Annotated in this window: 9 protein-coding genes; 6 read left to right on the forward strand and 3 right to left on the reverse strand. The window is 42.8% G+C overall.

Features of this window, described 5'->3' with window-relative positions; genetic code table 11:
• Positions 1-50: 50 nt before the first annotated feature.
• The gene (locus tag I5907_RS12125) at positions 51-2432 is read left to right on the forward strand and encodes a TonB-dependent receptor (RefSeq protein WP_196991084.1); all 2382 of its coding nucleotides are present in this window, start codon (positions 51-53) and stop codon (positions 2430-2432) included.
• 56 nt (positions 2433-2488) lie between these two features.
• On the opposite strand, the gene I5907_RS12130 is transcribed toward I5907_RS12125, so the two are convergent.
• The 3 genes from I5907_RS12130 to mtaB all read right to left on the reverse strand — a co-directional run bounded on the left by I5907_RS12130 (position 2489) and on the right by mtaB (position 4884).
• Positions 2489-3004 (reverse strand): hypothetical protein, encoded by a 516-nt coding sequence (locus I5907_RS12130; protein ID WP_196991085.1) that lies wholly within the window; start codon positions 3002-3004, stop codon positions 2489-2491.
• Between the two features lie 263 nt (positions 3005-3267).
• A complete protein-coding gene (locus I5907_RS12135) occupies positions 3268-3558 on the reverse strand; it encodes a hypothetical protein (RefSeq protein ID WP_196991086.1) in 291 nt (96 codons plus the stop codon).
• Positions 3559-3594: 36 nt separating this feature from the next.
• Positions 3595-4884, reverse strand: coding sequence for a tRNA (N(6)-L-threonylcarbamoyladenosine(37)-C(2))-methylthiotransferase MtaB (gene mtaB / locus I5907_RS12140; protein ID WP_196991087.1), 1290 nt, complete (start codon positions 4882-4884; stop codon positions 3595-3597).
• A 206-nt stretch (positions 4885-5090) separates the two neighbouring features.
• Here mtaB and I5907_RS12145 point away from each other — a divergent pair, with 206 nt between their 5' ends.
• The 5 genes from I5907_RS12145 (at position 5091) to porU2 (ending at position 16518) form a co-directional block, all read left to right on the forward strand.
• Positions 5091-5510: a DUF4258 domain-containing protein gene (locus I5907_RS12145; protein WP_196991088.1), complete on the forward strand. Its 420-nt coding sequence runs from the start codon at positions 5091-5093 to the stop codon at positions 5508-5510.
• 191 nt (positions 5511-5701) lie between these two features.
• Positions 5702-9151 carry a glycosyltransferase family 117 protein gene (locus tag I5907_RS21665; RefSeq protein ID WP_231402091.1) on the forward strand — a complete coding sequence of 1150 codons (3450 nt, stop codon included), beginning with the start codon at positions 5702-5704 and terminating at the stop codon, positions 9149-9151.
• Positions 9152-9362: 211 nt separating this feature from the next.
• The gene (locus tag I5907_RS12155; RefSeq protein ID WP_196991089.1) at positions 9363-9689 is read left to right on the forward strand and encodes a peptidase associated/transthyretin-like domain-containing protein; all 327 of its coding nucleotides are present in this window, start codon (positions 9363-9365) and stop codon (positions 9687-9689) included.
• A 291-nt stretch (positions 9690-9980) separates the two neighbouring features.
• On the forward strand, positions 9981-11171 hold the full coding sequence (locus I5907_RS12160) for a putative type IX sorting system protein PorV2 (RefSeq protein ID WP_196991090.1): 1191 nt from the start codon (positions 9981-9983) through the stop codon (positions 11169-11171).
• A 202-nt stretch (positions 11172-11373) separates the two neighbouring features.
• Positions 11374-16518 (forward strand): putative type IX secretion system sortase PorU2, encoded by a 5145-nt coding sequence (gene porU2, locus I5907_RS12165; RefSeq protein WP_196991091.1) that lies wholly within the window; start codon positions 11374-11376, stop codon positions 16516-16518.
• Positions 16519-16523 lie beyond the last annotated feature (5 nt).

The following is a 16523-nucleotide window of genomic DNA, read 5'->3' on the forward strand; positions in this document are numbered from 1 at the left end:
CATCAGCAATTTTCCCTGTTCCCAAATTATTGTACGAAAAAATGAGTATCATGAAGAAGTTTTTGGGAACAATTGCAGCTTTTGTGCTGGCTGTTACAACATTTGCACAAATCACTGTCTCTGGCATTGTAACTGACAAAAACAACAAAGCATTGCAGGGCGTAACGGTTACATTAAGTATCAACGGAAAAAAAGAAAGAACATCACTGACCAACACCGGCGGCGCATTTGAGTTTACAAATGTTGCAGCCAACAGTACATGTAAACTGGTAACACAGTATGTAGGCCTGCAGGCAGTAACAGAAAATTTCACAGCATTGGCAAACAGGCAGTTTAGCATTGTAATGCAGGAACTGGCCTACCTGCTGGAGCCGCTGGAAGTAAAGGCTGTGCGTGCATCTGAGCGCTCACCATTCACAAAAACAGACCTTGGTAAAGACCAGATTGTAAAGCTTAACCAGGGGCAGGATATTCCTTTCCTGCTTAATCAGACACCTTCTGTTGTGGTAAACTCCGATGCAGGCAATGGCGTAGGTTACACAGGCATACGCATACGGGGAACAGATGGCACCCGAATAAACGTTACACTCAACGGTATTCCTTACAACGATGCAGAAAGCCAGGGTTCATTTTTTGTAGACCTGCCAGATTTTGCTTCTTCTGTAAACTCCATACAGGTACAAAGAGGTGTAGGTACTTCCACCAATGGTTCAGGAGCGTTTGGGGCCACAATCAATATGAGTACAAACGAATTCAATGAAAAAGCCTATGCCGAAGCCAATAACAGTTTTGGATCATTCAATACCTGGAAGAATACTGTAAAAGCGGGTACCGGTTTGGTTAATGACCACTTTACTTTCGATGCAAGACTAAGCCGTGTAAGCAGCGACGGATATATTGACAGAGCTGCCAGCAGTCTTCAGTCATTTTATTTTTCGCCGGCTTATACCAGTAAAAAAACCTCTGTGCGGTTAAACGTCTTTTCCGGCAAAGAACGCACTTACCAGGCATGGTATGGTGTACCGGAAGCTTTACTGTCAACAAACAGGACCTACAACCCTGCAGGAACTGAAAAAGCAGGAGAACCTTATAACAATCAGACAGACAATTACCAGCAGGATCATTACCAGTTATTCTTTAACCAGGTATTGAGTGATAACTGGAGTTTAAACATTGCCTCGTTTCTTACACGTGGTAAAGGTTACTACGAAGAATACAAAGCAGAACAAGGTTTTGAAAATTATGGATTAACCAACCCTGTTATAGGCGGGGACACCATTACCAATACAGACCTGGTGCGGGACCGCTGGCTCGATAACTATTTTTATGGCCAGGTATTTTCGGTACAATATAAAAAAGCAAAAGATGAATTAACGGTGGGCGGCAGCTGGACCAAATATGATGGAAAACATTATGGTGATGTGATCTGGGCAAACCTGGGCATTCCAAAAGATTACCGCTACTACAACCTTACGGCGTATAAGTCTGATGCGAATGTTTATGCAAAATGGTTGCACCAGTTCAACCCTAACTGGAACATTTTTACAGATGTGCAGTACAGGCGTGTGCAACATACAATGAATGGGTTTAAAGACAATCCCGGATTGTTGATCAACCGTAAGTTCAACTTCCTCAATCCAAAAGCCGGCTTCAGTTATTTTAACAACGGGTATCGTATTTATGCCAGCTACGCATTGGCACACAGGGAGCCCAACCGCGACGATTTTGAAGCCGGTGCAACAGAACAACCAACTTACGAAACACTGCACGATGCAGAACTCGGCGTAGAAAAAAAGAACCGGCAGTATAGCTGGGGGGCCACTTTTTACTACATGTACTACAATAATCAGTTGGTACTAACCGGGAAAATTAATGATGTGGGCAGTTATACGAGGATCAACGTGCCGTCCAGTTACCGCATGGGTGTTGAACTGCAGGGCGGTGTTGTACTAACAAACTGGCTGAATGCAAATGCGAATGTAACACTGAGCAACAATAAGATTAAGTCTTTTACCGAGTATATCGATAACTGGGACGATGGAAAGCAGCAGGCTGTTGAACATTCCAATACAGATATCTCTTTCTCACCGGCAATAACCGGAAGCGGTAATATTACGCTTACACCGGTGAAGAATGCGGAACTATCGCTGCTGAGCAAATATGTTGGCCGGCAATATATGGATAACACACAGAATAAGGCACGGAGCCTTGATGCTTACTACCTGCAGGATGTAAGAGCTATCTATACCATCAATAACATGTTGTTTAAGCAGTGGAACATTATCTTCCAGGTTAATAATGTATTCAACAAAAAGTATGAACCGAACGGGTACACTTATGCATACTATTATGAAGGAGCATTGATAAATGATAACTATTATTATCCGATGGCCGGTACAAATTTCATGCTTTCTGTAAACATTAAATTGTAACGGGGTTTATATAAAACCAAAGCGGTCGCGGCGAAAGCCGCGACCGCTTTGGTTGCTTAAATTAAATGTCTCTGCATACGCTTAACGGTGCCATCTTCTTTTACAAGTGCTTTGTAATGTTTTTTACCATCTGTAAATTTTACTGCGTATGTTTTCGTTATAACGTTGTGTTTGTCCTGCAAGAATTCTTTATCTGATGTGATAGCGGCGTTTACATGTTTTGAAACGATTGCCTCTTTCACAGCATCAGGAATACCTGCATCTTTTACCATTTCCCGGTAGCCCAGCAACCGGCCATCTTTTGTGTAGAAGGCAGTTTCACCAAAGTGTTTCCCGGACATCATAACCATGTAATCTGTGGGTTCAATATTGTCGTCTGTTTCATTTTTTATCTCCAGCTTATTATTAAGCGTGATGGTTGAAGGAACAGTAGCAGTGATACCAGGAAATTTTTTTGATAATGCCTGGTAATCGTTGTTTGCTTTAGTATTATCAGCAGATCTTTTAACTGTGTTTGCAAATGATGCAGAAATAATCATGATTGCGGCAGCGGAGAGCATTATTCTTTTCATTGTGTATGTTTTTAATCATTTAAAATTGTAAACCGTTGTAACAGATGAAAAGAAAATCGATTGGTTTATTTGATACATGGCTATTAACTGTGCATTAACGTAGCCTATGCAGGGCAGGTTATTTGTGGCATCTTACACTAATAATGCAGGTATTGTTTTTTACAAAGCAGGATAGCCGGAACCCGTAGATGCCATGAAAAACCATAGGCACAAGTGAGTGACACAACCGGCGATGCCATGAAAAGCTACAGCAGACATATACACTAATTCAACTGCACCGAAGGCAGCCTGTATAATTGTCCATCGTACACGAAGAGTTCTTCCACGCTGTAATCCCAGTATTTCTTAAGCGGAGATTTATCGAGGTGGGTGCTTACCTCTTCTTTGGTTTCGGCATTAAAAGTGATCCATACAGTTTGTGTTTCCATGCTAACCACGTAACTGTCTATGATATTCTTGTTAATGAGATAGTTGATGTAGGTACGGTGTGGTGGCACGAGGCTCATAAACTGCTCGTCCATATCAAAATGAATGATTGCCTGAAATTTTTTCATAACTCACAAATTTTACAAGCGGCAGGCTTTCGTTAATCAAATGGCCCGGTCAACAATATTGTTTGCCAGGGCCGGTTGATAAGGTACTGTAATACGGATATAATTGTCGGTATAACCTTCCATCATGCCGTTCTTTTCATGACCTTCGAACAACACCTTTCTTGTTTGACCGGCATGTTGTTGTGTAAAGAACTGCATTTTCATATAGCTCAAGTTACGCAAAATCTTATTGCGCTCATGACGAACATTTACCGGCACCACCGGCTTTATCTCCAATGCTTTTGTGTTGTCTCTTTCTGAGTAGGTAAATACATGGAGGTAAGAAACATCCAGTGCATGCAGGAAATCAAATGTCTCTTTAAAATCTTCTTCCGTTTCCCCGGGAAAACCAACTATAACATCTACACCTATACAACAATGCGGCATTAAGGTTTTGATTAACCCAACACGTTCTGCATATAGTTCCCGTTTATACCGCCTGCGCATTGCCGCAAGCGTTTTATTGCAGCCACTTTGCAGGGGTATATGAAAATGCGGCATAAACTTTTTACTGTTGCTTACAAATTCAATGATCTGGTTGGTAAGCAAATTGGGTTCTATCGAAGAAATACGGTAGCGCTCTATACCTTCCACCTCATCCAGTTGCCTGATGAGTTCGTAAAAGTTTTCTTCCCGGTCGTTTATACCTATACTTACACCAATGCCATCCGGCCCTTTCCCAAAATCCCCAAGGTTCACACCGGTCAATACAATTTCTTTTACACCACCTGCGGCCAGCTCCCTGGCATTGCGCAACACATTTTCAATAGTATCACTGCGGCTTTTGCCACGGGCCATGGGAATGGTGCAAAAAGCACAATTGTAATCGCAACCATCCTGCACCTTTAAAAATGTTCTCGTTCTGTCGTGTAAAGAATAAGAGGCTGTAAAACCGCTTACCTCCTCTATATCGCAACTGGAAATTCTGGCAGAGTCACCCTTGGCAAGTTCTCTTATATGTGCACCAATGTTAAATTTCTCAGCAGCACCCAATACAAGGCTTACGCCCGGTATTTCAGCAATCTCTTTCGGTTTCAACTGCGCATAGCAACCCGTAACAACCACCAGGCTTTGCGGTGCCTTACGCTGAATGCGCCGCACAATCTGCCTGCACTCCTTGTCTGCATTATCTGTTACAGAGCAGGTATTGATCACATACACATCAGCCAGCTCATCAAAATCTTTTTTCTCAAAGCCATCGTTTTCCAGCATGCGGCTGAGTGTAGAAGTCTCCGAAAAATTGAGCTTGCAACCTAATGTATGAAATGCTACCGTCCGCTTTTCCATAAGGGCGCAAAGATAAGAAGACTTCACATTTATCAGTCCTTTCTGCAGGGCGGTGTTTTTGTAGCTGGAGGTGTGCAGCAGTGCATGTGGCATCGCCTGTTGTGTCACTCACTGCACCGTTCGGTACGTTAATCAACAGGGTTCGCAGCGGCACAGTTTTCTTCCGTTGTCATTAAGAGCTTATATATTTACTATTTTTACCACGTATGAAAAAAGCATTACCGCTCATGCTGCTTGTTGTGCTCGCCATCATTGCATTAATATTGAAGCAGTGCAACAATACCAATAGCGGAGCGGTAAAAGAAAGCAACCCTGCCCAAATGGAACAGCCTGGTAAGCGGGGCCTCAACCGCAACCCGGCCGTTATTAATTATTCCAGACATGCCCGCTGCCGGATGAATTGCAGGCATATCAGCGAAGCAGAAGTAAAAGATGTCTTGCAAAAAGGTAAGGTCAATTACACAAAAAGCGACCTGAAGGGAGAGGAGTGTAAAAAGCGGTACGCGGTAGAAGGCAATACAAAAGATAACCAAAAGGTAAGAATCATATTTGCGCCCTGCAACGATGAGGTTACAGTAGTTACGGTGATAGATTTAGGAAAAGAATGGGCGTGCGACTGTGAATAAATGCCTTTTACTAATAGTGTAATGAAGCACGTGTGTCGTTGCTGAAATCCTTTGTGCAATGGCAAATCCGCCTTGTTGGTGTAAGCAGCGCCAAGCCTGAATCACAGCGAATACTTAAAAAAAATCTTCAATTTTCGATTTCAGTATTTTTACGATAGGTTTGCGACACTTTTTAAAAACCATAAACCGGTATGAATTTCAAGAAGACCAATGTTGTTACGGGTTGGATTGTAGGGTTATTCGCCTGTGCAGTGTATATTTTGACCAGCGAGGCTGGCGGCAGCTTTTGGGACTGCGGTGAGTTTGTGAGCAGTTGTTTTAAACTACAGGTTCCACACCCGCCGGGTGCACCGTTATTTACGATGCTCGGCAGAATATTCGTTGTGCTTTTTGGAGATGATCCAAATACAGCTGCGAAAGCGGTGAATGTAATGAGTGCGCTGGCCAGCGGCTTCAGTATTTTATTCCTGTTCTGGTCCATTACCCATTTTGCAAAAAAAATGGTTCAGCCTGATGATGCGAAGCTAACATCTACACAGCTTGTAAGTATTATGGGCGCCGGTATTGTAGGTGCATTGGCTTATACCTTTTCAGATTCATTCTGGTACAGTGCTGTGGAAGGCGAGGTATATGCAATGAGTTCGTTCTTTACTGCTATCGTATTCTGGGGTGTACTTAAGTGGGATAGCCAGGCAGATGAGCCGGGTTCAGACAAATGGATTGTATTCATTTTCTTCATGATCGGTCTATCCATTGGTGTGCACCTTTTGTGTTTACTTTGTTTACCTGCTATTGTACTGGCCTTTTATTTTAGAAGAAGGCACCTGTTCAACTATGCAGCCATAAGAAAATATTTTATCTGGACAATTATTGCAGGCGGCGCCGTTGCCTTTGTTCTGGCGCTTATAGGTGCACAATCTGAAGTAAACGCAGAAAGAGGCGTTACACTCGATGGTACTGTTGGCATGCTAATGTTATTGGGTGCCGCAGCGGCTATCGGTTTGTTATCACTTGTTGAGCGTATCAATAAAGAAAAGAAAGAGCTATACGGCGGAGCCTATATATTCCTGGTACTTGGTTTTGTAGTAGTTGGCATTGTGCAGATCGCCGTAATACAGTATACCATAAAAGCCGCCGGGCAGTTCGATATCCTTTTTGTGAACAGTTTCGGATTACCATTTTTCTCAGGCTTCACGTTCTTTTTTATCCTCGTTGCGGCGGCAACATGGTACGGTTTAAAATTTGCTTCCAAGAAAGGACTGTCTTACCTGCGCCTGGCACTTTGGTGTTTCACTTTTTTACTGATTGGTTACAGTACCTATATTATTACAATGATCCGCAGTAATGCAGATCCTTCAATAGATATGTATAATGTAGATAACCCTATGAGCCTTGTAGGTTATCTCGGTCGTGAGCAGTATGGTGACTTCCCGATCCTGTATGGACAAACATTCAATGCAAGCCCGGCCAACTACGCAGAGGGTTCTACAAAATACACAAAATCCAATGGCAAGTACCTGGAAATAGGTAAAGATGTAAAATACGTGTACCGTAAGGAAGATAAAATGATTTTCCCCCGTATGTGGGATGCCAGCAATGACCAGGGGCACGCAGATTATTATGCCTATTTTCTTCAGATAGGCAAAAGCCAGGACGGCCAGTATGAGCGTGGGCCAACATTCTTTGAAAATATTAAATATTTCATCAGTTACCAGACATACTTCATGTATATCCGCTATTTCATGTGGAATTTCAGCGGTAAACAGGATGACCTGCAGGGCGTATTTGCCGGCAACGTAAGAGATGGAAACTGGATTAGCGGCATCTCCATTATCGATAATGCATTGTACGGGAACCAAAGCGTGTTGCCAGACAGCCTAAAAAATAATAAGTCGCATAACACCATGTTTATGTTGCCGTTTATCCTCGGCCTGATTGGTATGTTCTACCATTTTAAGCGAAAAGGCAGTGATGCACTGGTAAATATGATGTTGTTTATCGGAACCGGTTTTGCTATCATTATTTACCTTAACCAGCCCGGCTATCAACCCCGTGAACGTGATTATGCTTACGTGGGTTCATTCTATGCATTTGCAGTATGGATCGGCCTGGCAGTACCATATTTTATAGACCTTGCCACACGGTGGGACAAAAAGCTTTTACAGGATGTTCTCGTAGGTGGTTCTGTAGTAGCATTTATATTTATGTTTTCCATTGGCCTGGCAGGTTATGGTGGCACTGCGGGCATCACGGTTGGTATAGGCTTCTTTGTTTTACTTGCAGCAATAGCCGCCGGTATTCCTTTTATACTGAAAGCGGTGAAAAGTCCGCAGGTAATTACCTACGGGTCGTTCATTATTGCATTACTGGTACCTGTATTGATGGGTGCACAGGAATGGGATGATCATGACCGCAGCAAAAAGCAATTGCCAAGAGATATGGCAAGAGATTATCTTGAAAGCTGCGCGCCGAATGCGATCCTCTTTTCATTTGGCGACAACGATACTTATCCATTATGGTATGCGCAGGAAGTGGAAGGAATACGTACTGATGTGCGTGTGATTAATACCAGCTTACTGGGTATCGACTGGTATATTAATCAGCTTCGTTACAAAGTGAATAACAGCGATTCTATTGATGTGATCTGGTCGAAAGCCCAGATAGAGGGCCGCAAAAGAGATTACATTCTCTACCAGCCAAAACCACAGTTTCCTGAAAATCGTTATTATGATCTGTATGACATGATGAAAAATTATGTCGGCAGCGATGACCCCAATAAGATGCTGGTGAACGGCGACGACAGCTACAATACCTTCCCTGTACGTAAAGTTTCTGTGCCGGTAGACCTCAATACCGTAAAAGCAAACGGCACGGTAAACGCTAATGACAGCGTGGTGCCGGAACTCCGGTTCGATCTTCCCGGCAGGAATGCATTGATGAAAAATGATCTTGCTATCCTGAACATTATTGCAGCCAACAAGTGGAAACGTCCTATTTATTTCACCATGCAATATGGTGAGCTCGGATTCCAGAACTTCCTCAGGAAAGACGGTATGGCTTACAGGCTCGTGCCGGTAGAAGGGTCGCCTATTAATACAGAATGGATGTATAAATTATTGATGGATCCAAACAAATGGAAATACGGTAATGCAAACCTGCCTGGTGTTTATTACGATGAAGAAAACCGCAGGCATCTGAACGACATCAGGAGAGCAGATATTGAACTTTCGTTCGACCTTATCATGAAAGGCAGGGAAGAAGATGCCCGCAAAGTATTGGAGAAGTCTGATAAAATGATTCTTGAGGAAAACTATGCGTACGGCGAAGTGTCGCGCAACAACGAACACAACAGGTTGTCGCTCGCATTCCTCGAAGCTTGTTACCGTGCGGGTGATCAGAAACTGGCAGCCAAGGTTTCCGCCTCAGTAAAGAAAGATCTGCAGCAACAGGTGCGTTATTATGATGCTCTTACAGATCTTAAGGCAGAAAATATGGATTACGAGAAACGCACTGCTGCTGCGCTGCTGCAGCAACTCGATCAGCTGGAAAAAACCTTTGGCCCCGGTAAATCAGCTACTCCGGAAAGCGGTTTAATAGGTACAGATTCAAACGGGGTGCTGCAACCCGATACTGCCCAATAAGCCGTTTCGTTTATTCAACATATTCATCCCCGTGAACAATGATCACGGGGATTTTTCTTTTGAAAACTACTCACAAGACAAAAAATAATTATTGAAATATTATATATGTTAAAATGTTTTTTCACTTGCCGTAGTGGCACAGTCATTGAAATAATCCTCTCCGCTAGCAGTTAGAAACACTATTACTTAACGATGATTAAATGATAGCATTATGAAAAACACAAAACTGGCCCTCTTGGCAATGGTAAGCTCAGCAGCAATGCTTTTTTCTTTTAACGGGTTTCAGACAAAAGCCACGTTGAAGGGCTCTGTAACGCCTGCGGAAAAAGCTACTACGGCCTGGGCAATCTCGTCAAGCGATACCTTGCATGCAGATATTAAATCCGGGACATTTGAATTTAAAGATGTAACACCCGGTACATACTCGGTAATTATTGAAGCGCAGGAACCGTACGCAAATACAAGAAAGAAAGATGTAGTGGTTGCTGAAACAGAAGCTACCACTGATGTAGGTGAAATTAAGCTACAACCAAAGTAATCTAAAAACAACTATGAACAGTGTATAGGTTGACCCCGCCAGAGGCGGGGTCTTTTATTTTTACATGAGATCAGGTTGCTACCAGGTGAACCTTCGCACCTGGTGCGTAAAGTTCCTGCAGTACAAGAGTGCGACGCAACAAAAGCTTAATTCTGAGACTACAACCCGGCCCATCATTTTCTTCCACATATTAACTTTTACGATCAACTGTTGCAGATACCAAACAGTACCTTTTTACGTTTATGAAACTTTAAAAACATTTGTGGCTTATTTTCGCTGTAACATAACCTTATGTGCCTGAAAAAGAACCTGCTTATTGTGATGTTGTTTGCCGTTGCGGGTGCTTCTGCGCAGTTCAGGAAATATTCCAATGAGTTCTTAAATATTGGTGCCGGTGCCCGGGGCCTTGGCATGGGTGGCGCACAGGTTGCCAGCACAGAAGATGGCAGTGCAGGCTATTGGAACCCTGCCGGGCTGGTATATGTGTACGAGCATCCCGCCATTTCTTTTATGCACGCAGATTATTTTGCCGGTATTGGCAAGTATGATTACCTGAACGGTGCATTTCCACTTAATGATAAATACAAAACGCTTGGTATTTCTTTGCTGCGTTTTGGCGTGGACGATATTCCGAACACGCTTTACCTTGTTGAGCCCGATGGTTCCATCAATTACAATAATATACAGAGTTTTTCCTCCGCAGATTATGCTTTTATCGTGTCTTACTCGCACCTTTTTAAAGATGATGAAAATACCGGCGTACAAATGAGCTGGGGTGCCAACACAAAAATCATTTATCGCAAAGTAGGCAGTTTCGCCAATGCTTGGGGTTTTGGTTTTGATGCCGGTTTTATGTACAAAACACCGAAGTGGCGTATTGGCATTGCAGCGAGGGATGTAACCAGTACGTTTAACGCCTGGAGCTTCAGCTTTAACGAGCGCGAAAAAGAAATACTCTACCTTACCAATAACGATATCCCGGTGCGCAGCACAGAACTTACATCGCCAACATTGGTCCTGGGTTATGCCTACAACTTCAGGCTGGCCGAAAAGCTGCACCTGCTGGCAGAAGCCAATTTCAATATGACCTTCGATGGTAAGCGTAACACTGTATTAAGTGCAGACCCGGTAAGTATAGATCCTAAATTTGGTCTTGAAGCAAACATTAGCGATGTGTTTTTTCTGCGCGGCGGCATCTCTAATTTTCAACAGGCATTGGCCGATGGTGATACATTGAACCAGAAAAAAGTATGGATATTTCAGCCCAGTATCGGCGCGGGTTTTAAATTGGGTAATGTAACCATCGATTATGCATTTAGCAACCTGGCCAACCAGGGCAACCCGTTGTATTCACATATCTTTTCTCTGCGTCTTGATCTGTTGCCAAAGAAAAGTGGCCCTAAAGAGAAAAAGGATGATGGTGTACCCGCTTTGCAGCGGCCGCAGAAAGAAAAAAAGCAAAAATTCTATTACCCGGGTTAAGCTGCAGCGTGCTGCAATGCGTTATTAAGATGATAAATAACTTTGTTCATAACCGCCTATCGCGTGTAGTAAGGAAGTGAAATTTATGTACCAGGCTATACTGCAAATATTAAGCTTTTGTTGCGTCGCACTCTTGTGCGTTCTGTTCGCTGTGCGGCATATGCGCAGGGGTTCAGTGTTACCGGCTGTTTTAAAGTCTGCCTTGTTTGCATGTTGCGTTATAGCGTTTGTACAACAAAGCAATGCGCAGTACAATAATGAGTGGATAGACTACAGCAAAACTTATTATAAGTTCAAGGTTGGCAAAACAGGTCTATACAGGATCAGCCAGCAAACCCTTTCAGCAAATTTGTTAGGCAATGTTCCTGCAGAGCAATTCCAACTGTGGAGAAATGGTAAACAGGTGCCGATTTATACAAGCGTGTTAACAGGCGTTTTACCAGCAACAGGGTATATCGAATTCTGGGGCGAGCGGAATGACGGCAAGCCTGACAAAGCACTTTATAAAAACCCGTCAAACCAGCTTAGTGATGTGCTAAGCCTGGAAACGGATACAGCGGTGTATTTTCTTACAGTAAATGCAGCCACTGGCAGCAATCTTAGAATAGTAAATGCGGTAAACAATGTTGCCGGAAATACGCTGGCCCCGGAGCCGTACCTGTTATACGAGTACCGGCAGGATTACCAGCAAAGACTCAACTGGGGCAGGGCAACCTATTTTGGTGAGTATGTATATTCTTCAACCTATGACGTGGGCGAATTCTGGGCAAGTAATGATGTAACGCAGGCTAACGCACTGCAATTGAATGCAGGAAACCTTTATGCTTCTACCGCGGCAGGTGTTCCGGCACCTTCGCTAAAGGTAAGTGCTGCAGGTAATTCTGTTTTTGATTATAACCAGCAAAACAGCAATCTTGTACGCTTTGTAAGGGTTGACCTGAATAACACCAAAGTCATCGATAAACGTTTGACGCAGATGAGCGCTGCGGTGTTTTCAAATGAAGCGCCCATCGGCCAGTCACTGCTCAACAATACAGCCAGTAATTTTACAATTTCTATCTACAACACCAGTACAAACGACCGTGTGGCTGTTGGTTTTGTAAGCCTTACCTATGCAAGAAGGTTTCACTTTGGTGGTGCTGCCAGTTTTACTTTTACATTACCTGCTTCAACCCAGGGAAATTACCTGGAGATAGATGCAAATGGTTTTAATAGCGGCGGTACTGCTGTGCCCGTTTTATACGACCTTACCAATACCAGGCGATACACCGCCATATCCAACAGCGGTTTTTTAAAATTTGCTTTACCACCTTCTGCCACAGACCGCAAACTTGTGCTGGTTAGTGAAGACATTAGTAACATACAAAGTGTAACTGCACTTACATCAAAAACGTTTGTCGATTTCAGCAATACGGCTAACCAGGCAGACTATATTATTGTTTCCAACAAAAGACTGCAAACAGGTGCAGAATCTTACAAAAATTACAGGGGTTCTGCCCCGGGCGGTGGTTACAATACAAAGGTCTTTTATATAGATGAGCTGGTAGATCAGTTTGCGTATGGAATAAAAATGCATCCGCTTGCGGTAAAAAACTTTTTAGGTTTCGCACGGTCAAGATTTACTGTTACACCAAAATTTGCATTGCTCATCGGGAAAGCTGTTACGTACAATGAGTATCGTGCACGGGAAAGTTCTGTGTTTGATGATCAGTTGAATCTTGTACCAACATTTGGCTGGCCTGCTTCAGACGTATTGCTCGCCAGCAGCGATCTTAATCCTGTACCTGCTACGCCAATTGGTCGCATTGCTGCTATTAGTTCAGATGAGGTGGAAACTTATCTTTCCAAAATCCGGGAATATGAAACCCGGCAGCAAACAGGTAACCAGACAGTAGCAGACAAGCAGTGGATGAAAAACATGGTACATGTAACCGGTGCCAACAGCGATGCCGGCCTCGATGCTGCGCTTACTGCTCATTTGAACGAATACAGGGATACCATACAGGGGCCTTTATATGGAGGAAGTGTATTTAGCTTTAACAGGGTGGCCACCGGTTTGGAAACGCCTTACACGCAAACACTGATGGCTAACCAGTTTAATAACGGCCTTGCATTGTTAAATTATTTCGGTCACTCCGCGGCAACACAACTGGACTACAACCTTGGTGAACCTACAACATTTAAAAACCAGGGGAAATACCCGGTTTTCCTGGTTAACGGTTGTAATGCCGGTAATATTTATTCATATGACACTTCGCGGCTTACACGCATTACCTCATTGTCAGAAAAATTTGTGCTGGCAAAAGACCTTGGCAGCATCGCTTTTATAGCTAGTACCCATTTTGGTGTTGAAAGTTACCTGCATGTATATAACCAGGGTTTTTATGAATCACTTTCAACAGTTGCAGGATATAACCTGCCGGTTTCCAAAAACATGAAAGATGCAGCAACCTATCTTTTGAATGTTGGATTCGATTCAACCACCAAATACCTGCATGCAGAACAGAATACTTTGCACGGAGACCCTGCTTTAAAGATCAATGCATTTGCAAAACCAGACTTCGCAGTTGAAGAGTCAAAGGTATACGTGGAGCCAACTTTTATTTCTGTGGCAGACAACAGTTTTAATATTAAATCTTACTTCTTTAATCTTGGTAAGGCAGAAGGTGATATGGTCAGGATAACGATTAAGTGGCAACATCCCGATAATACGATAACAACGCTCGTTGATAAGGACATCGTTGCTGTAAGATACATGGATTCTTTTGCCATGACTGTTCCAATCATTGCTTCAAGAGATGTTGGTTCCAATAAACTCATTGTGTCTATAGATGGCCCAAATAAATACACCGATGAAATGAGTGAATCCAATAACCTTGTCACAAAAACATTCTTCATTTACGAAGATGAACTAAAACCTGTTTATCCATACAATTATAGCATCGTCAATAAGCAAAATATTAAGTTGATCGCTTCAACTGCAAACCCGCTAAGCCCGGTTAAGCAGTATGCAATGGAAATTGATACAACTGAGCTGTTCAATTCAACATTAAAGCGCAGGGAAAACATTACATCTGCAGGAGGGGTGTTGGAATTTAATCCCGGTATTAGTTTCACAGACAGTACAGTGTATTACTGGCGTGTGGCGCCGGTGCCTGCCGATGGCAATTACATCTGGAATAAAAGTAGTTTTGTTTACCTGGCAAATAGTAGTTATGGTTATAACCAATCACATTTATACCAGCACCTGAAATCTGCGACTGACAGAATTTACATAGACAGCAACAACAGGAAATGGACGTTTAGACAAGACACTTCCCTCTTAACAATTTTGCATGCCATATTTGGTGCGGGTGGTGGTGGTTCAGCAAGCCCGGGAGACTACCAGGTTCAGATTAATGGTCAGACTATTACGGCTAGTGCTTGTCTTGGCCATTCGGTTATATTCAACATATTTGACCCTATTACACTTAAGCCATATTATAACCAGGCAAACCCTTCTACATCTCCTTCAGGAACGTATGGAGGTTTCATGGGCAGTTACAATCTTATCTGTAATTCATCAGGAGGAAAAACCGGCACAGAGTACAACTTCGAGTTTTCGTATCTCGATTCTGTTCCCGGGAAAGCGTTTGGCAGAAGGTTGATACGAGACTTTATGGATTGGATTCCCGATGGTGCTATTGTTACTGCACGACAGATATTTGATGAACCATTTAATGCCCAGCCACTGGTTGACCATTGGATAAATGATGCCAATTATTTCGGACAGGGAAATACTGCATATGCCCGTTTTAAATCAGCCGGTTTTGCGGGTTTTGATCAGTACACCTATCCACGTACCTGGGTGTTTGTGTACAAAAAGAACGATGCATCTCTTGCTCCTGCCTGGAAACTCACCGATGGGCTTTCCGACAAAATTGCTTTGCAGGTAAATGTTCCCACCCCTGATACACTCGGGTATATTACCTCACCACCTTTCGGCCCTGCTGCTGCATGGAAACAGGTTAAATGGCGCGGCAGCTCATTAGACAGCAAAGCAGGAGATCTTGCTACAATAGATGTGATTGGCGTGAATAACAGTGGTGTTGAAACAGTACTGTATAACCTAAGCCCCTCACAACAGGATTTTGATATATCATCTGTCAATGTATCTTCTTATCCCTACATAAAACTGCGCATGCGCAATGCCGATAGCGTTAATCTCACAGCTTACCAGTTAAGGTATTGGCGTTTGTTATACGATCCTGTACCGGAAGGAGCACTGGCGCCAAATATTTTGTACAATTTTAAAGACACACTTAGTATAGGAGAGCAGACCAATTTTCAGATGGCATTTAAAAATGTTGGCGATGTTCCTTTTACTGATAGCATAAAAGTAGATCTGACCGTTTATAACGCTTCAAACGTTGCGAATCAGCTTGCTGTAAGTAAGCTAAAAAAACTTGCACCGGGCGAAGTTGATACTGTGAAATACACATTCGATTCCAAAAATTTCAATGGAGACAATAATCTTTTTCTTGATGTTAACCCTGAGAATGATCAGCCTGAGCAGTACCACTTTAATAATTTTCTTTACAAAAAATTCAAAGTCACTACAGATAACTTTAAGCCGGTGATGGATGTCACTTTCGATGGTGTACATATCTTAAACAATGATATTGTTTCGTCGCAACCGCATGTACTTATCAAGGTAAAAGATGAATCGAAGTTTCTCTTACTTGACGATACTACACTCTGCAAAGTGCAGCTCCAATATCCTGACGGCAGTATCAGGCGCTTTTATTTCAATACAGATACTTTGAGGTTTACCGGAGCAACGCCTACTTCGGCAGATAATACAGCGACAATCGATTTTACTCCATATCTTACTTCAGACGGAACTTACCAGTTAATTGTTCACGCAGAAGATAAAACCGGCAACGCGGCCGGCGGTACAGACTTTACCGTCTCTTTCATGGTTTATAACAAACCGATGATTTCAAACATGTTCAATTACCCCAATCCCTTTACAACAAGTACCGCGTTTGTGTTTACCATTACCGGCAGCCAGGTACCTCAAAACCTGCGCATCCAGGTACTAACCATCACCGGCAAAATAGTAAAGGAGATTACAAAACAGGAGTTGGGTAATTTACATGTGGGCAGAAATATTACAGATTATAAATGGGATGGAACAGATCAATATGGGCAAAAGCTGGCAAATGGTGTGTATCTGTATAGGGTCATTACAAATCTTAATGGCAATAAACTTGATAAATTCCCTTCATTCGATCAATACGGAAACGAAGTAGATACTGATAAATATTTCAACAAAGGATATGGTAAAATGTATTTAATGAGGTAATCTTT

This window comes from Panacibacter microcysteis, from assembly GCF_015831355.1.
In the GTDB taxonomy this organism is placed as follows: domain Bacteria; phylum Bacteroidota; class Bacteroidia; order Chitinophagales; family Chitinophagaceae; genus Panacibacter; species Panacibacter microcysteis.

Coding starts and splice junctions, on each gene's coding strand:
- I5907_RS12160 (WP_196991090.1), top strand. CDS start 9,981: ATGTGCCTGAAAAAGAACCTGCTTATTGTGATGTTGTTTGCCGTTGCG.
- mtaB (WP_196991087.1), bottom strand. CDS start 4,884: ATGGAAAAGCGGACGGTAGCATTTCATACATTAGGTTGCAAGCTCAAT.
- I5907_RS12130 (WP_196991085.1), bottom strand. CDS start 3,004: ATGAAAAGAATAATGCTCTCCGCTGCCGCAATCATGATTATTTCTGCA.
- I5907_RS12145 (WP_196991088.1), top strand. CDS start 5,091: ATGAAAAAAGCATTACCGCTCATGCTGCTTGTTGTGCTCGCCATCATT.
- I5907_RS12135 (WP_196991086.1), bottom strand. CDS start 3,558: ATGAAAAAATTTCAGGCAATCATTCATTTTGATATGGACGAGCAGTTT.
- I5907_RS12155 (WP_196991089.1), top strand. CDS start 9,363: ATGAAAAACACAAAACTGGCCCTCTTGGCAATGGTAAGCTCAGCAGCA.
- I5907_RS21665 (WP_231402091.1), top strand. CDS start 5,702: ATGAATTTCAAGAAGACCAATGTTGTTACGGGTTGGATTGTAGGGTTA.
- I5907_RS12125 (WP_196991084.1), top strand. CDS start 51: ATGAAGAAGTTTTTGGGAACAATTGCAGCTTTTGTGCTGGCTGTTACA.